This window comes from Sphingobacterium sp. ML3W (assembly GCF_000747525.1).
In the GTDB taxonomy this organism is placed as follows: Bacteria; Bacteroidota; Bacteroidia; order Sphingobacteriales; family Sphingobacteriaceae; genus Sphingobacterium.
Genome location: NZ_CP009278.1, coordinates 3,305,808 through 3,323,954 on the forward strand (window position 1 = coordinate 3,305,808; position 18,147 = coordinate 3,323,954).

The 18,147-nt window shown below is 36.2% G+C and carries 17 protein-coding genes; 14 read left to right on the forward strand and 3 right to left on the reverse strand.

All coding sequences use genetic code 11. From position 1 onward, the window contains the following. Nucleotides 1-2: 2 nt before the first annotated feature. The gene (locus tag KO02_RS14120; RefSeq protein ID WP_038699271.1) at nucleotides 3-1,235 is read right to left on the reverse strand and encodes an MFS transporter; all 1,233 of its coding nucleotides are present in this window, start codon (nucleotides 1,233-1,235) and stop codon (nucleotides 3-5) included. 91 nt (nucleotides 1,236-1,326) lie between these two features. On the opposite strand from KO02_RS14120, the gene KO02_RS14125 reads away from it, so the two are divergent. The 9 genes from KO02_RS14125 to KO02_RS14165 all read left to right on the forward strand — a co-directional run bounded on the left by KO02_RS14125 (nucleotide 1,327) and on the right by KO02_RS14165 (nucleotide 11,850). Further along, on the forward strand, nucleotides 1,327-1,806 hold the full coding sequence (locus KO02_RS14125; RefSeq protein WP_038699273.1) for a DUF4442 domain-containing protein: 480 nt from the start codon (nucleotides 1,327-1,329) through the stop codon (nucleotides 1,804-1,806). Between the two features lie 164 nt (nucleotides 1,807-1,970). Further along, nucleotides 1,971-2,393 (forward strand): hypothetical protein, encoded by a 423-nt coding sequence (locus KO02_RS14130; protein WP_038699275.1) that lies wholly within the window; start codon nucleotides 1,971-1,973, stop codon nucleotides 2,391-2,393. A 1-nt stretch (nucleotide 2,394) separates the two neighbouring features. Continuing rightward, entirely contained in the window at nucleotides 2,395-3,042 is a 648-nt protein-coding gene (locus KO02_RS14135; RefSeq protein ID WP_038699277.1) for an SCO family protein, read from the forward strand. A gap of 1 nt (nucleotide 3,043) precedes the next feature. After that, a complete protein-coding gene (locus KO02_RS14140) occupies nucleotides 3,044-3,469 on the forward strand; it encodes a c-type cytochrome (RefSeq protein ID WP_038699279.1) in 426 nt (141 codons plus the stop codon). 306 nt (nucleotides 3,470-3,775) lie between these two features. Next, nucleotides 3,776-4,363 carry a TetR/AcrR family transcriptional regulator gene (locus KO02_RS14145; protein ID WP_038699281.1) on the forward strand — a complete coding sequence of 196 codons (588 nt, stop codon included), beginning with the start codon at nucleotides 3,776-3,778 and terminating at the stop codon, nucleotides 4,361-4,363. Between the two features lie 5 nt (nucleotides 4,364-4,368). Continuing rightward, nucleotides 4,369-5,697, forward strand: a complete 1,329-nt coding sequence (locus KO02_RS14150) for a TolC family protein (RefSeq protein ID WP_038699283.1) — start codon at nucleotides 4,369-4,371, stop codon at nucleotides 5,695-5,697. A 25-nt stretch (nucleotides 5,698-5,722) separates the two neighbouring features. Beyond that, on the forward strand, nucleotides 5,723-6,862 hold the full coding sequence (locus tag KO02_RS14155) for an efflux RND transporter periplasmic adaptor subunit (RefSeq protein ID WP_038699285.1): 1,140 nt from the start codon (nucleotides 5,723-5,725) through the stop codon (nucleotides 6,860-6,862). A gap of 35 nt (nucleotides 6,863-6,897) precedes the next feature. Continuing rightward, on the forward strand, nucleotides 6,898-10,068 hold the full coding sequence (locus tag KO02_RS14160; protein WP_038699287.1) for an efflux RND transporter permease subunit: 3,171 nt from the start codon (nucleotides 6,898-6,900) through the stop codon (nucleotides 10,066-10,068). A gap of 198 nt (nucleotides 10,069-10,266) precedes the next feature. Beyond that, entirely contained in the window at nucleotides 10,267-11,850 is a 1,584-nt protein-coding gene (locus KO02_RS14165; RefSeq protein ID WP_038699289.1) for a M60 family metallopeptidase, read from the forward strand. 100 nt (nucleotides 11,851-11,950) lie between these two features. On the opposite strand, the gene glmM is transcribed toward KO02_RS14165, so the two are convergent. Further along, on the reverse strand, nucleotides 11,951-13,333 hold the full coding sequence (glmM, locus tag KO02_RS14170; protein WP_038699291.1) for a phosphoglucosamine mutase: 1,383 nt from the start codon (nucleotides 13,331-13,333) through the stop codon (nucleotides 11,951-11,953). Between the two features lie 204 nt (nucleotides 13,334-13,537). Here glmM and KO02_RS14175 point away from each other — a divergent pair, with 204 nt between their 5' ends. Next, complete coding sequence (locus KO02_RS14175; RefSeq protein WP_038699293.1) at nucleotides 13,538-14,122, forward strand: phosphatase PAP2 family protein; 585 nt, start codon at nucleotides 13,538-13,540, stop codon at nucleotides 14,120-14,122. After that, a complete protein-coding gene (locus KO02_RS14180; RefSeq protein ID WP_081918391.1) occupies nucleotides 14,119-14,928 on the forward strand; it encodes a ZIP family metal transporter in 810 nt (269 codons plus the stop codon). The genes KO02_RS14175 and KO02_RS14180 overlap by 4 nt, the downstream gene beginning before the upstream one ends. Here the strand turns inward: KO02_RS14180 and KO02_RS14185 are convergent. Continuing rightward, complete coding sequence (locus KO02_RS14185; RefSeq protein ID WP_038699295.1) at nucleotides 14,925-15,401, reverse strand: MarR family winged helix-turn-helix transcriptional regulator; 477 nt, start codon at nucleotides 15,399-15,401, stop codon at nucleotides 14,925-14,927. The two genes, KO02_RS14180 and KO02_RS14185, sit on opposite strands and share 4 nt — an antisense overlap. Before the next feature lie 106 nt (nucleotides 15,402-15,507). On the opposite strand from KO02_RS14185, the gene KO02_RS14190 reads away from it, so the two are divergent. From KO02_RS14190 to KO02_RS23820, 3 genes are read left to right on the forward strand one after another with little or no spacing between them, the layout of a single operon-like run. Further along, nucleotides 15,508-15,747 (forward strand): ferrous iron transport protein A, encoded by a 240-nt coding sequence (locus KO02_RS14190; protein ID WP_038699297.1) that lies wholly within the window; start codon nucleotides 15,508-15,510, stop codon nucleotides 15,745-15,747. Continuing rightward, nucleotides 15,748-17,847: a ferrous iron transport protein B gene (gene feoB, locus KO02_RS14195; RefSeq protein ID WP_038699299.1), complete on the forward strand. Its 2,100-nt coding sequence runs from the start codon at nucleotides 15,748-15,750 to the stop codon at nucleotides 17,845-17,847. 6 nt (nucleotides 17,848-17,853) lie between these two features. Next, nucleotides 17,854-18,021, forward strand: a complete 168-nt coding sequence (locus KO02_RS23820; protein WP_158500300.1) for a hypothetical protein — start codon at nucleotides 17,854-17,856, stop codon at nucleotides 18,019-18,021. The last annotated feature ends 126 nt before the right edge of the window (nucleotides 18,022-18,147 follow it).

The window sequence follows — 18,147 nt, forward strand, 5'->3', positions numbered from 1 at the left end:
AATTATTCTTCCACATAATTCAGGTCCTTATCAAAACTCTCTTCCAGCTGCGTGAGTGCATAGATTGCAATTCCAGATAATATAAAGACCATGACAAAGGCCGCAATAATGATTCCCCAGAAATTGACAAGAACACCATAAAGCATCGTGGAGGGGATTAAAGCCCCTCGAACAAAATTTGGAGCCGTAGTCGCTACAGTTGCTCTCATATTGGTTCCAAACTGTTCTGCCGAAATAGTGACAAAAGTAGCCCAATAACCAACACCAAGCCCCATAAAGAAGGATAACCACATAAACTTAGTTTCAGATAAACCGTCACTCAGCAAATACCATGACGAGCTTATCAGGATAACCATCTGACAAAGTAATACTACCTTTTTTCGAGATTTTAGCAATTGTGCCAGTAAACCTGCCAATAAATCCCCTAGAGATATTCCTAGATATGTAAATAATACGCCTTTTCCAGCGCTCAAGGTGATTGGTGCATGGAGTGCTTTACCGATCTCAGGTGCCTGAGTAACCAATACTCCAACCACAAACCAAATAGGGAGTCCGATACATAAGCAATACATATACCTCTTGAATCGTTTCTTATCTGTAAAAAGCATGCTAAACTTCCCTTTGGCAATTGACTTTTGTTCTGCTGTCTTAAATAAACCAGACTCCAGCACACCTACGCGCATAAAAAGAAGTAACAGCCCCATTCCTCCTCCAACAAAATAAGCTGTCCTCCAGTCGTACTGTTCAGAAATGAAATATCCCAAAACCGCTCCCAAAACACCAACTGTCGCCACCAACATTGTTCCATAACCCCGCTTTGATTTATGCATACTTTCACTAACTAAAGTAATTCCTGCACCCAATTCGCCTGCAAGACCGATACCCGCAATAAAACGAACAATACCATAGGTCATAACATCTTGTACAAAACCATTTGAAATATTTGCTACAGAATATAACAAAATGGAACCAAACAACACCTTCAATCGTCCAAATTTATCACCAATAATGCCCCAAATAACCCCTCCTATGAGTAGTCCACCCATTTGCATATTCAAGACAAATTCACCCTGCTTACGCATATCTCCAGGCGCTACGCCTATTTCTTCAAATGATTTGACACGTACGATAGAAAAGATAATAAGGTCATAAATATCCACAAAATATCCTAGTGAGGCGACTAAGATGATGACCCAAAGATTCCTGTTCGACGACATTTTAGATTCAATAGTCATAGTTTAATTTTTCAATAAAAATATCATTGTATATTGGCTTTTCCAAACTAAATAGCAAACGAAATTTAATTAATTATAGTAACTTTGCTTGATGTTGTATAGTCCCAAATCCCTGAAATGGTTATTAAGAATTTACCCTCCATTTTTATTCCAACGCATATGGGTTAAAAGAATTCATACAGACTTTCAAGGCGTTGATGTTAAAATTTTCAAAAGTATTTTCAATAAAAATTCAAACAATAGTATTTTTGGAGGAACGATATTTTCTGCAGTAGATCCATTTTATGCGATTCTCATTGATCAACGTTTGCAATCCCATGGTTTTAAAAAAACCGTAGCATGGTTAAAATCCGCTTCTATTGAATATAAGAAACCTGGTCTAACCAACCTCCAATTCACCATAAATATAAGTGATCAGGACTTCTATGAATGTATAGACATCCTTAGAAGTCGAGGAAGGCTTGTTAAAACTTTTTCTGTAGAAATCTTCAATGATCAAAATGAAATATGTGCCATTGCAAAAAACGAAATCTACATTCGTGATCTGAATTTTACATATGTAAGAAGATAAATGTACTTAATATCTACTTGATGTATTAAGTACATTTCCTTTAAAAAACATCACTTGATGGAAGTGGGGAAATCAATAACTTTGTCTTATATATGACACAATTAAAATTGTAAATAAAACAAATTTATCTAAGTTTGTCATTAATAGACAACAAATATTTCGATATGAAAAAATTAGCTTTTTTAATTACATCAGCTTTTGCAATTACTTCATGTGCAAATAACTCCAGCAGTCAAAATGATTTAGTAAAATCGCAGGAGGAGACCATGAAAATTCATGATGAAATCATGCCGCAAGTCAGTGTGTTTGACAAGAGTGCCGTTACTATTGATTCAATTCTTACGAATCTTAATGCTATAAAAGCATCTAAACCAACTTTAGATACAGCCCTAACTCGTCAAGAATTGACGCTATTGAAAAAAGATCTAGAAGATGCAACGGACCATATGATGGATTGGATGAAAGAGTACAGTACGGACTCCACCACTGTGGATTATGCTCATCGCGAGTTAACTCGAGTAAAGGAGATGAAAGCTGTCTTTGATCGGGTGTCTAAAGAGCAACAACAAATTCTAAGTAAATATTAATATGATAAAATCACTGCATTTGCGTGCTTCATTTATTGTAGCACTTACAGCACTAAGTTTTATTAGTTGCCAATCTAATACCCCTACCCTTCCTATTTATGGACAGCGTGAACCTGTTGAAAAAATTGTTGACGGCGTAACCGTAACCGACACAATCTATCATACTATCCCCGCATTTCAGTTTTTAAATCAAGATAGCACTTATACCACGAATAAGGATTACGACGACAAAGTTTATATTGCCAATTTCTTTTTTACGCATTGTCCAAGTATCTGTCCGACAATGAATAGAAATCTATTGAAAATTTATGAACAGTATAAAAACGATGACCAAGTTTACTTCTTATCTCACAGTATCGATTTTAAATATGACCAACCGTCAGTTTTAAAAGAATATGCCAACAAGCTAGGCGTCACCAATAACCATTGGAATTTTGTAACTGGAACAAAAGCCGATATCTACGGAATAGCCAATCAATATTTGGTTTTTACAGCAGAGGATAAGAATGCTCCGGGGGGTTACGACCATCAAGGACTTTTAGTTTTAGTAGATAAACAAAAGCGAATTCGCGGTGCTTATGACGGAACAAATGACGAACAGGTAGAAAAGTTGCAAAAAGAACTTGCTATTCTATTACAAGAGAAATAAAATGGCTAAATTATATCTTATAGGGATTTTGATTTCTATCTATTTCTTAAGTTCAATGAGCAGTTGCCAACCAGGACAGGATATCAAAACTGCCCAGTATGCTGTAAATGGACAAAAAATATATAATACGCACTGCAAAAATTGCCATGGTGACAAAGGAGAAGGTTTGGGTTTATTATACCCACCTCTAACCGATGCTGACTTCCTTGCGAAAAACAGAAATCGCCTCTCCAGTATTGTGAAAAATGGATTGGATGAAGAAATTGTTGTTATGGGAAAAACCTTTAACAGTAAAATGCCTGCTAATGAAAACTTAACAGACATCGATATTGCGTACGTACTCACATATATTACAACGAATTTCGCGAAACAGAAAGAAATATTTAGTCTTGAAGAAGTCCAAAAAGATTTGAAAGATTATAAATAGACAAGATTAATACTATAAAAAGAAGCTTAGTTATCATGACTAGGCTTTTTTTATTTTAACACTAAGCTCGGTAAAAAAGAAAGGTTTTCAAACGGGGAGAATGAAAACCTTTACTAACCAATTATAAACCTAAATTATGATAGTACAAATATAGCCTATCCTAATTAATTAGCAAACTAACTAAATGTTAAATTCTGTTAACTTTTCCGTTACGGATAAATGACTGTCAGCAATGAATAAAATCACCTTTTTCATTACATTATTTTGACATTTAGATTTAATAAAAATTTCTACATTTGAAACCGAATGAACGTTCAATATACAATAAATAATCCAAAAGTGATTTCCATCTTCGAGACAACCCTTCGGTTGATCAAAGATCATGGATTTCATGGCACAGCCATGAGTAAGATAGCTCAAGAGGCTGATGTCGCAATCGGCACGATTTATCATTATTTCCCATCCAAAGATGATTTAATCGTTAGTTTGTTTCAATATTGCGGAAATATTTTAAACAAATCAATTTTTGAATCCGTACATGAGGAGCTAACGTATAAAGACACATTTTTCCATATTTGGAAAGGCTTTGTAAAATATTACCGAGAAAATGTAGAAATGTTCAGTTTTTTTGAACAATTTTACTCTTCTCCATATTATCAAGTGAACAGTTGCGAAATTAACGAAACTATTAGTGGTCAGAGAAATATACTTAAATTCTTAACAGAAGGCATTGATAAAGGCGAACTAAAAAACACCAACGTAGAAGCATTAGCATGCATCTTTTTTGGGACAGCTGTTTCAGCTATTAAAGGAGTAAAGTACAACAAATTAAAATCAAATGAAAGCATCGAAGATGTTGTTAACATCATTTGGGATGGAGTTAAAAATAAATAATATATATGAAGTTTAGACAAATAGCCTTTTCTTTGGCCGCCATGACGACAGTATGCAATGTCGGTTATGCCCAACAAACAGGCAATGAAGCACTGCCTGCTAAAGCAAGTCTGCAGCAGCTCATTGACTATGCTCTTAGCAATAAGATTAGTCTTATGCAAGCTGCAATTGATGAAGAGATTGGTGAAAAAGATATAGACATAGCATTGTCAGGTTGGTTGCCACAAGTAAATGCATCTGGATCTTATAACTATAATGTTAAGATTCCGACATCTGCTATAGATGGAAAAAATATTGCTTTAGGACAAAAGAACGCTAGTGCTTTGGTACTGCAGGCTGATCAGCAGATTTTAAATCCGGCACTGATGCAAGCTTCTAAAGCCGCAACATTAATCCGTCAGTCGAACAAACAAAACACGGAAAGTCAAAAAATAAATACTGTCGTTGAGGTGAGTAAGGCCTATTATGATATTTTGACAAGTGAAGAGCAAATCAAAATTGTTCGCGAAAATATCGCTAGACTTCAAAAACAGTACAATGATGCCAAGGTGCGCTATGAAGTTGGTCTGGTTGACAAAACTGACTTTAAAAGAGCGCAAATTGCCTTGAGTAATGCAAATGCCGACGAAAAACGTACAGTAGAATTACGTAGATACAAATATGAATACTTGAAGAATGTCTTATCAGTGGATAAAACTGCTGATATCACGTTGTCTTTCGAGAATACAAGTATGGAAAATGAGATTTTACTCGATACGACTTCCAGCGCAGTAGTAACAAATAGAATTGAGTTCCAACAATTGCAAACTTCCAAAAAGATGCAAGAATTAGAAACACAATACTATAAGTGGACCTACCTACCGAATGTAAGTGCTTTCTATAATTATTCATTCAATTATAGAAATGATAAGTTCAATGATTTATACAGTAACAATTTTCCAAGTTCGATAGCTGGACTATCTGTTTCTATTCCAATTTTCCAAGGATTTAAAAGAAAACATCAGATTAATCAATCTAAACTTCGCGAAAGTAGGATTGATTTAAGTATGGAAGATTTGAAAAACCAGGTCAACACGGAGTATGCGTTAGCTACGGCATCTTACAATGCAAATTTGATTGATTGGAAAACGTCAAAGGATAATGTTGATTTATCTAAAGAGGTATATGATACTATCAAATTACAATATGATGAAGGTATCAAAACTTACTTGGATTTAATGACAGCTGAGACTGATTTAAAGACAAGTCAATTGAATTATTTAAATGCGCTATATGCACTTCTATCAACTAAGTTAGATGTTCAGAAAGCATTAGGAACCGTAGAAATAAAATAAACAACTTTAAGAAACCAAGAATATCATGAATAAAAAACATTTATTAGCAGCTTTTTTTATCGGGACTACGCTTATCTGGCAGTCATGTGGCAATAAAGATGCACAGAAACAACAAGCTGCACAACAAGCAGAACGTGTTGTACCTGTAAGTCTTGCAGCTGCAACAGAAGAGGTCGTGACAGGAAGCCAGACTTATCCCGCTACTGTAAAACCTTTAAACGAAGCTGATTTATTTGCTGAGGTTTCTGGTTATGTAACGCAAATATTTGTAACTGATGGCGCATCTGTTTCTAAAGGACAAAAACTATATGAAATTGATGGTACACGATATACTGCAGCATTAGATCAAGCGAAAGCTAATCTTGCTATAGCCCAGTCAAACTTAGATCGCGTTCAAACAGATTTAAATCGTTACCAAGCATTAGCAGATAAAGATGCGATTGCAAAACAAACCTTGGATTATGCGAAGACTGATTTTGCAAACCAAAAAGCACAAATCTTGGCAGCTAAGGCTGCAGTGACTACAGCGCAAACAAACTTAAATCGATCTACTATCCGTGCTCCATTTGCTGGTATTGTAGGAATTTCAGATGTTCGCCTTGGTGCTTTGGTTAACCCTGGTAGTACCCGCTTAAATACGGTATCTTCTATCAATCCGATAGCTGTAGAAATTCAAGTTAGTGAGCGTGATATCCCACAATTTGTAAGCCTACAAAAATCAGGAACTGCTTCACAAATTGGCGCGATACTACCTGATGGAACAGCATATACTGCTCCTGGTAGAGTTTCTACTATTGACCGTGCGGTAGATCCTCAAACAGGAACAATTAAAGTACGTGCTAATTTTGACAACCCTAACAATTCCTTAAGAGCAGGAATGAACTTATCGTTGAATATTAAGACGAACTCTGCAAATGAAGAAATTGTCATTCCGTATAAAGCAGTTCAAGATCAATTAGGTGTATTTAATGTTTATGTAGTTGGTGACAGCAGTAGAGCAGAACAACGCCCAGTTGTGTTGGGATTAAAATTAGGTGACAAAGTAGTGATAAAATCAGGACTTAAGGCTGGTGAAAAAATTGTTGTTGATGGTATTATGAATGTGCAAACCGGTGTAAAAGTGGCCGAAGCTCCTGCACCAGATGCCAATGCGCCAAAAAAATAATTTTTCACAGACTTTAATAAGATATACAAAAACATATGATTTCAGAAGTTTTTATAAAAAGACCCGTCACTGCCATTGTGATTTCCATACTGATTATGATCGTAGGGGGAATTTCAATTGTGTCTTTGCCGATCAGTCAGTATCCATCCGTAGCTCCTCCGACTGTATCGGTTACAGCAAACTATACGGGTGCTGATGCACAAACTGTTGAACAGACAGTTACGACTCCCATTGAGAGTCAAATTAATGGTACTCCAGGCATGCTTTACATGTCTTCTAATAGTACATCGAATGGTCAATCTCAGATAACAGTAACCTTTGAAGTAGGTACCGATATTGATATTGCGACTTTAGATGTACAAAACCGAGTTGGTATTGCCGAACCTGCGCTACCTGAAGCTGTAAAGCGTTTAGGAGTAACAACACGTAAAGCAAACACGGATATTTTGATGTTGGTTTCTCTTGTATCTCCAAAAGGTACACGCGATGCTAAATTCTTGGATAACTATGCCAATTTATATATCAAGGATGCGCTTTTGCGTATCAATGGTGTCGGTGAGGTAACTGCATTTGGACAGCCATTCTCTATGCGTGTTTGGTTAGATGCAAATAAATTAACCAGTTTAAATTTAACACCTGCTGATATATCAGCCTCGATCTCTGAGCAAAATCTAAGAATTCCGGGAGGATCCGTAGGTTCTACACCTCAAAAATCAGATCAGGTATTTGAATATCCAGTAATTACGGATTCCGATTTATCTTCTGTAGACGATTTCGAAGAAATTATTGTTAAATCAAATACGGATGGGTCGATTGTTTTATTAAAAGACGTAGCTCGAGTTGAGTTGGGTCAATTCAGCTATGCCACTAGCACACGTGTAAATGGTTTGGTTTCTTCTGGTATGATGGTTTCCCAAACTCCAGGAGGTAATGCTGTTCAGTCGGCAGAAGGTATTTATGCAGCACTAGAACAGTTGAAAAAATCATTCCCAGATGACGTTGACTATGTAGTAGGTTATGAGACAATCTCTGTTGTAAATGCTTCCATTGAATCCGTTATACATACTCTAATTGAAGCCTTGCTATTGGTAACTTTAGTTGTTTTCTTCTTCTTACAATCTTGGAGAGCAACATTAATTCCAGTGTTAGCGATTCCGGTTTCAATTGTTGGTACATTTATCTTCTTCTTGTTATTTGGTTTCTCCATTAATAACTTGACTTTATTAGCATTCGTACTTGCCATTGGTATTGTGGTGGATGATGCGATTGTGGTCGTAGAGGCGGTACAACATTATATCGATCATTATAAAATGTCAGCCGCGGATGCAACCCGCCGCGCGATGAAAGATATTACAGCTCCTGTTATTGCGATTGCCTTAATTCTTTCAGCAGTATTCGTACCGGTAGGATTCATTCCAGGTATGGTCGGTCAATTGTACCAACAATTCTCCATCACCATTGCCGTTTCGGTTATGTTGTCGGCTTTTATTGCCTTATCATTAACCCCGGCATTATGTTCGATCATGCTAAAACCTACAGCGGTTCACGCTGAAGCGAAAGGTCTTAACAAATTCTTTTACAAGTTTAACGTCTGGTTTGAAAAAGCAACGAACAGTTACTCAAATGGTGTAAAACATTGTATTAAAAAAGCACCATTAGCACTTATTATTTTGCTTTGTATCTTCATTGGTACGGGCTATATGTTCAATAAAAAACCAACTGGATTTATACCAGGCGAAGATAACGGAATGTTCTTTGCGGGTATTACTCTACCAGAGGGCTCTTCTACCACACGTACACAGGAAATTCTACATGAAGTAGAGCAAGAACTACGTAAGGATTATCCGGAGATTAAAGATATTACTGCTATTGCTGGTATCAATATACTTAACCGTGCTTTTCAACCAAACGTAGCAACGGTCTTCGTTTCATTAAAACCTTGGAAAGAGAGAACCCGTACTGCAAACGATATTACGGGTGGTATCATGGGGAAATATGCTGGTTACAATAAAGCTCGCGTACTCGCTGTTACCCCTCCTGCTATTCCAGGTTTAGGTACTTCGGGTGGTTTCAGTTTAATGATTGAAGATCAACAAACTGTTGACATCAAAGTGTTTGAAGGTGTAGTTGGAAAATTCTTAGCTGCAGCAAATCAAAGACCAGAAATCGGAATGGCTTATACGTTATTCAATACGAAAACTCCAAACTACAAACTCTCTGTCAATAGAGAGCAAGCTAAAAAAATGGGGGTTCCGATTTCTACGATCTATACGACTATTTCAGCTTATCTAGGTTCGTCCTATATTAATGATTTCACACGGTACGGACGTAATTTTAGAGTAGTATCACAAGCTGACCAAGATTATCGCATGAATATAGAAGACATTAACAAGCTTTATGTTAATAATATGAAAGGCGAATCTGTTCCTTTAAGTTCATTGGTTACTTGGGAATTGGTGCAAAACCCAGCTATTATCAATCACTACAACATCTTTAGAAGTATCGAGGTTAGTGGTAGTGCTGCTCCTGGATTCTCATCTGGTGACGCCATTAGAGCATTACAAGAGGTTGCAGCAGAAACATTACCAAATGGTTATAGTTATGATTTCTCAGGATTAGCCTTACAAGAGACTAAATCTGGGAATATGACCATCATGATTTTTGGATTATGTATCTTATTTGTGTTCTTGCTATTGGCAGCCCTTTATGAAAGTTGGTCTGTACCATTCTCCATTTTATTATCGGTTCCACTTGGCGTGTTTGGGGCAATTTTGACTTTAACTTTGATACCGACTTTGGATAACAATATATATGCTCAAATTGGTTTAGTTGCTATTATCGGTTTGGCCGCGAAGAATGCTATTCTAATCGTTGAGTTTGCCAAAGAACGTGTAGATATCGGTATGAACTTATACGATGCAACATTAGATGCCGTTAAACTTCGTCTTCGACCAATTATCATGACATCATTTGCTTTTATCTTGGGTATCATTCCTTTGATGCTTTCTACAGGTGCTGGAGCCATTTCTCGTCAAACTATTGGTTGGACAGTGTTTGGTGGTATGACTGCGGCGACAGTTTTAGCTATCTTTTTTGTACCCGTGCTGTTCGTTGTGATTACACGATTAGCATATGGTAAGAAGAAATTAGCCGAATTGGAAGCGAATTTTGATGAAGAAAAAGCGAAGAATTTATCTGCGCATTAAGCTTATCATTAAATTATCTCAATTTTATAAAGAAAGCCTTTCAATTCAATTTGAAAGGCTTTCCTTTTTAATAAGATATTTCAAACCATTAACTATATATAGATTTGAAGCTTTAAACTTAACAATAATCTTACAATTCAAAAATGGGTTAATGTTATCCGTATTTGATACTTTAGCAAATCAACTAACCTTCAAAATATGAAGCTAAAATTTATTACCTTACTATTATTCGCTAGTAGCATAAGCATTCTGCATGCACAATCTGCCAAAGATTATGCAGATGCTTATCATGACTTACAAGTATTTGAGACCCCTCTAGCCGTTAAGCTAAAAAAAGGAGTCAAAAAATCTGATTTGAATAAAATCAAAAATCCGCAGGTTAAAGCAACTGCAATCTCCTTACTTAATAATCAATATGACCAAAAGTATCGGTTTGCAGAATACAAACCAGTCCTAAGTCCTACTGCCTTAGGACATAGCTTAATGATCGGTGATGGCTATAGTAAATATGAAAACATGACAGGAATCTATCTTCCGATAGGTCGTCATATTATATCTGTTGACCATATCTCTCCCGAAAATAATGTTAAATTGATTGTTCCTAATTGGAACCGTCGTGCTCCTGAAGGAACAGATCCCACCAAAGACCCAAAGGGATGGGGTATCGTGAAGCAAGAATTTAAGCTTAACAATGGAATCAATATCATTGATGTAAAGAACTTTGATGGATTGGCTTATATTGACTATTTCTCCGATGAACCGACAAAAGAAACCCCTATATCTGTGCATTTCATAGGAAGTCAAGTAAATGGTTATTTTGATATCGCCAAAAATAATGATCAAGATTGGGATAACTTAATCGATCACGCCGTTTATCCCATCATTGATGCAAAAGGTAAACATATTCAAATTGCATACCCTACTGCTGACATCAAAAAATATGCTTATGGTAAAGGCGTTGAGCTAATCAGTAACTATGACTCTCTGATTTACAGACAACATCGTATTATGGGACTTATTAAATACAATAAGGTACCAGATAATAAAATTCTTTCACGTGTAAATTATAATTATTATATGTTTCGTGATGGTGACGGTGTTGCCTATATGGGTACTGAGCCAGGTAATGCTATGCCACTTGTTGTAGATCCGGCTCGCGTAATCAAAGGGGACCCGTGTTGGGGTTTTTCACATGAAGTCGGCCATGTACACCAATTAAGACCTTATCTCAATTGGGGAGGACTGGGTGAAGTGAGCAACAATATTTTCTCACTCTATGTAACCACTTCTTACGGCAATAAAAGTCGTCTTTCAGAGCAAGGGAATTACAAAAAGTCCAGAGCAAGCATCATTGATGGCAAAATAAGCTACTTACAGGACCCAGATGTATTCAATCGCTTAGTGCCTTTCTGGCAATTGCAATTGTATTTTGCAAATCAGGGCAACAATCCTAATTTCTATCCCGATCTATTTGAAGCCTTCCGCAAGCAGAATCCAGAGCGTAGAAGCAGGCGTGGTGACGGTCAAGTTATGGGCGGTCGTGGAAACAACCCAGCTGTCCATCAGTTAAATTTCGTAAAAACTGCATCCGAGGTTTCAAAACTTGATCTGACAGATTTCTTTGATCTGTATGGCTTCTTTCATGTAGACAAATTTACGTACGATGATTACGGCACCTATACATATGAAATGACCCAAGAAATGGTTGACATGTGTAAACAGGAAATTAAAAAGCTGAATTTCCCTAAACCAAGTATGGATATCTCGACTTTAGCAGATTAATATCTGAATATAAAACGAAATCGAAAATTGCCTCTCCTAGTTAATAAAAATGGGCTATTCATTTATCATGAATAGCCCATTTTTATATTACTTTTTATACTTATTTCGTGATTGCTTCAATCTCTGTCATTATTTTTTGTGCAATAGCTTCTGCAGCTTCTGCAGTAGGACCTTCGGAATAAATACGAATAATAGGTTCTGTATTAGATTTCCGTAAATGAACCCATTCGTTTTCAAAATCGATCTTCAATCCGTCAACAATGGAGTGTTCTTCATCTTTATATTTTTCCTGCATTTTGGCCAATAGGTCATCGATATCCAATTCAGGGGTTAGCGTAATCTTGTTTTTAGACATGAAATATTGCGGTAACTCAGCTCTGTATGTAGAGACTTTTTTACCTAATTTCGCCAGATGCGTTAAAAATATTGCAACACCCACCAATGCATCACGTCCGTAGTGGGATGCTGGATAAATAACACCGCCATTACCCTCTCCTCCAATCACCGCATTTACTTCTTTCATTTTAGTCACAACATTCACTTCTCCGACTGCTGCTGCAAAATATTGACCACCATGTTTCACCGTTACATCACGCAAAGCTCTAGTTGATGATAAATTGGAGACTGTATTTCCTTTTGTATGTTGTAAAATATAATCTGCTACAGCTACTAAGGTATACTCTTCTCCAAATAAATCTCCATCCTCCATCATGAAAACCAAACGGTCTACATCTGGATCTACTGCAATTCCCAAATCGGCACCATTATCTAATACGGCTTTGGAAAGATCCCTTAGATTTTCTTTTAATGGTTCGGGATTATGCTGAAAATGACCGTCCGGCTCACAATGGATTGTATAAATAGTTTCGACACCTAAAGCTTTAAGCAAAGCTGGAATAAATAAACCTCCAGTACTGTTGACAGCATCAACTGCAATTTTGAAGTTTGCATTTTTTATTGCTTCAACATCAACAAGATCTAGTGCTAATACATCGTCTATATGCTTCTGCATATAACTAGTGTCTTTCGTTACGGAACCTAAGTTATCAAATTCAGCAAAGTCAAAATCTAAACTTTCACCCAAGGCTAATACTTCTTTACCTTCTTCATCATTGATAAATTCACCCTTTGCATTTAACAATTTCAGGGCATTCCATTGTCCTGGGTTATGAGAAGCAGTTAAAATAATCCCCCCACCTGCATTTTCCTTAGGTACTGCAATCTCAACGGTAGGTGTTGTGGATAAACCGAGATCAATTACATCTACACCAATGCTTTGTAATGTACCAATAACCAAATTACTGACCATTTCACCAGAAACTCGAGCATCGCGACCTACAACAATTTTATTGATGCCAGTCTGTTTCACAATGATTTTACCATAAGCTGCTGTGAATTTCACGATATCGATTGGAGTCAACCCTTCTCCAGAACGACCACCAATGGTACCTCTAATACCAGATATTGATTTAATTAAAGTCATGTTAAATTACGTTTATTCTGTAAAAATAAGACAATAGTCCTAATATTTATAATAAAGAGCTTCCTTTTCTAAAATAATTAACATACTTTTGTTGCAACATTGTTTCTTTTACATATATATCAACATCAAATTGAAATTATTTATACATTTGAAATCAGATTAGAGAAATCTGTCTTTAAATAATTTCAATTTAAAAGCATCAAAATGATTGACCAAATTGTACATATAGATCAGGAAATTTTTTTAGCCATCAACCAAGGATTAAGTAATCCGGTTTTTGACTGGCTACTTCCTATTTTACGCAATCCATATACTTGGGCACCATTATACTTATTTTTAGTGATTTTCTTCATTAAGACTTATGGTAAAACAGGCATTCTGATTGTCGTAATGACTCTTGCTACATTCGGTGCATCTGATGCTATATCGTCACATGTGATAAAAAAAACAGTCAAACGAGTAAGGCCTTGTAATGACATCGAATTCAAAGAAGATGTCAATATACGAGTAAGATGTGGCTCTGGATTCAGCTTTACCTCCTCCCATGCGACCAATCATTTTGCTTTGGCATTTTTCTGGATCGTTCTATTTAGAAGGAAATGGAAACATGCGATGTGGCTATGTATCACATGGGCTACATTAATCTCGGTATCCCAAATCTATGTAGGTGTCCACTATCCATTCGATATCCTCTGTGGCGCCATTTTAGGCATCCTTATTGGTCTTGCAACCGGATACATCTTTAAAAAAATCATGCCAACATTCTTTAATCCCGTAATAGCGAAATGAGCGCAATCATCTTAGTCAGTATTCTATTCTTCTCCGCATTAGCAAGTGGTTTAGCCGTATTTTTTGTCAAAAGGAATAATACTAATTTACTTAAATTAATATTATCTTTCAGTGGTGCATATTTATTCGCAATCACTGTATTACACCTCATACCGCACGTATATCAAACACGTACTACAGATGCTGAAGTCTTAGGTATATATGTATTGGGAGGATTTTTGTTTCAACTTGTCTTAGAGCAATTTTCACAAGGAATTGAACATGGGCATCTGCATCAAGACGAAGGCCATCAACATGCCTTTCCTATGGGAATCATGATTAGTTTATGTCTTCATGCATTCTTAGAAGGGATGCCATTGGCTGCGACACATCAAACAGAGCTTGTCTTTGGCATTGCAATTCATCATATTCCGGCAGCATTTGCTTTAGGAAGTTTATTAATTAGCACACATCTTTCCAAAAAGAAGATTACAACCCTTTTAGTAATCTTTGCAGCCATGACTCCACTAGGTTTCTCTTTTAGTAAAGCAATCAGTACCGGAGAAATTGGTAATATTCATCAATATTTCGATAAGATTATGGCCGTAGTTATTGGTATATTTCTACATATATCAACAACGATTTTATTCGAGTCAGGATCTGCTGACCACCATAAATTCAATAAAAAGAAAATGATAGCCGTCTTTGTTGGTGTTGCGATTGCATTGATGAATTTCTTATTCGATGGACATGACCATAGTCATCCATCTTCAGATAGCCAAGAGATCAATCACAATCATGATCACAGTCATGACCATGATCATTAAAAGTTTTTAACGTCGGATTCTAAACCTCCTCGGAATTTGTCAAGGAGTTCATTTAATAGCTTACAATCTGATTCGGTAAGATGATTTGGCAGCATATCACTCAAGAGCATATCTTGTTCTAATTCTTCCAAAACCTGAAGTCCTGTTTCTGTAATCAAGAGATTTACAGCTCGTTTATCTGCGTTAGATTTACAACGATCGACCAATCCTTTTAAGACTAAGCGGTCTATTAATCTGGAAATATCTGGCGTATTCGTCAACATTCGAGATTTAATTAAATTATTGGTAACAGGATTTGGAAATTGCCCTCGTAATATGCGAAGAACATTGAATTGACGTAAAGTTATTTGCTTCTGCTCTGCCCTTTTTTCCAAAACGGCAGTGACCCAATTACTTGTGTACAGTAGGTTAACCGTGGCACGCTGCCACTCTGTACTAAATTTTTTCACTTGTATGGCTTCATCAATTTTCATAATTTAAATATATCACATATTTATCATAAATACATAAGAATTACATTAGAATCATTCTAAATCAGATAAAATCCCTATATTTGAGAATTACATAATAAGATAAATAATGCGCGATAAATCTAGTTTAGACAAGCTAAAAAAGGGAGAGAAGGCGGTAATAGTGGATTTGAATTCGAACGAAATTCCTCCTAAGTTTTATGAAATGGGGTTCCTACCTGGAACTGAAATTGAAGTCAAACATATTGCTCCTCTAAATGGTCCGATCTGTCTGAATATAATTGCTAGTAACTCATTGATTGCTATCAGAAAATCTGAAGCCAAAGTAATCATTATCGATCCAAAATAAATGAACAATCCTATTATTGCACTTTTGGGTAATCCAAATGTGGGTAAAACATCCTTGTTTAATCGTATTACCAAACTCAATCAGAAAGTTGGAAATTATCCTGGTATAACGGTTGAAAAACGCGAGGGCTCGCTAACAGCAAATAATAAAACCTACAAGATCATCGATTTACCAGGTACCTATACTTTATTTCCGAGCTCCTTGGATGAAGAGGTGGTATTCAATACTTTGGTGGATCAAAATAATAAACTGAAACCAAACTTAATCGTTGTAGTCGGAGAACCATCCAACTTAAAAAGGTCTATCATTCTTTACCAACAAGCTAGAGAACTGGGGTTACCTGCCATTTTCGTTATCAATATGATAGATGAGGCAACAACGAAAGGTATACATATTGATATCTCAAAACTTGAATCTTTATTAAAGACAAGAATTTTTCAAACAAATGCGCGAACTGGCGTAGGAATTGATAAATTAATTTCGGCTTTCGATTCAATACCTCCCATATATATCGGAAACTTTGACATTCCTGAGCAGCATGCTTTGGCACTTGCAGAGGCAAAAAAGCTTTTCCCATTAGAGAGTGAATACAATACATGGCAATATTTAGCTAAAGGAAATATCGAGTTCTTCTCAAAAGAGACAAATGATAAGCTAGAGAATATTAGGGGAAAACATAAAATCACGCCACAGATCCTTCAAAAAGAAGAGTCAATCCAAAGAAATAAGAACTTAGAACAATCGCTAAGCTCCATAATTTCAAAAGATTCAGGTTTGAAAAGCATAACAAATGCAATTGATAAAATTTTACTACACCCCATATTAGGCTACATAATATTCTTTGGAGTTCTATTTTTAATATTTCAAGGTATCTACAATTGGTCTGGCCCAGCTATGGATTTCATTGATATGCAATTTGGAGATTTAGCGGCCTATGTGCAAAGTGTGCTACCAGCAGGCCCCCTACCTGACTTATTATCAAACGGTATCATCAAAGGTATCGGTGGTATTGTAATTTTTGTTCCGCAAATTGTTATTCTGTATATTTTCATTTCATTGATGGAAGAAACGGGCTATATGAGTCGTGTTGTATTCCTTATGGACCGTTGGTTACGTCCCTTTGGTTTGAACGGAAAGTCGGTCATCCCGCTTATATCTGGTGTTGCCTGTGCTGTTCCTGCTGTTATGTCTGCACGAAATATTGAAAACAGTAAAGAGCGCTTAGTGACCATGTTGGTTACACCATTCATGACCTGCTCTGCTCGTCTACCAATCTATATTGTTATCATCGGCTTAGTAATACCAGAAAGTACCTTTCTAGGTTTCAATATTCAGGGTATTATTCTATTTGCCCTTTATATTTTAGGTATTTTAGCCGCACTAGGTTCGGCATGGTTACTCAATAAAATAATTAAAACAAAACATAAGTCTTTCTTAATTTTTGAATTACCGACATATAAATTCCCCGATTGGAAAAATTTACTCTTAAATGTTTGGGATAAGTCATCAAGCTTTGTATTTGGAGCTGGTAAGATAATTTTAGCAATTTCTGTCATACTTTGGGCATTAGGAAGTTTTGGTCCTGGTGATAAATTTAAAAATGCAGAAGAAATCGTTACTCAAAATAATCCTACTTTATCTGAAGAAGACTTAAGTCATGAAATTTCTTCCTATAAAGTGGAACACTCTTATTTAGGCTATCTAGGCATGGTAATTGAGCCTATTGTAGAGCCTTTGGGCTATGATTGGAAAATGGGAATTGGTTTAATTTCTTCATTTGCCGCACGTGAAGTTTTTGTTGGTACAATGGCTACAGTATATAGTATTGGTGACGATGCTGATATTGAAGATGATGCCTCGAAAAGAACAATCTTGAGTAAAATGAGAGCTGAGGTTAACAAGAATACTGGTTTACCTGCTTACAATTTAGCTTCAGGTGTTTCTCTATTGCTATTTTACGCTTTTGCAATGCAATGTATGAGTACAATTGCAATTGTAAAGAAAGAAACGGCTTCTTGGAAGTGGACTTTGATTCAAACAGGATTTATGACGGGTCTTGCCTATATTGCGGCTTTAATCGCATATCAAACTCTAAAATAAAATATTATGACGAATTTAATTATTCAATATATTATCGTTGGAGCAATCATTATTGTGGCCATCATCTACTTTTCAAAGACCATGCGAGCTTCCTTTAGCGGGAAGAAAACTTGTGGTAAGGGCTGTGGTTGTGATATGAACAAGGCTCCGATTAATAATAAAAGTAACTCATAATAGAGGTTGGCCGCGCTAGCTTCTAGCGCTTAGCTTGCACCTTCTCATCAATACAAAAACCGTTGTTCATTTAATATGTCAACGGTTTTTATCTTCCTTTCAGGGTGTGATAGATGCTATAATTTT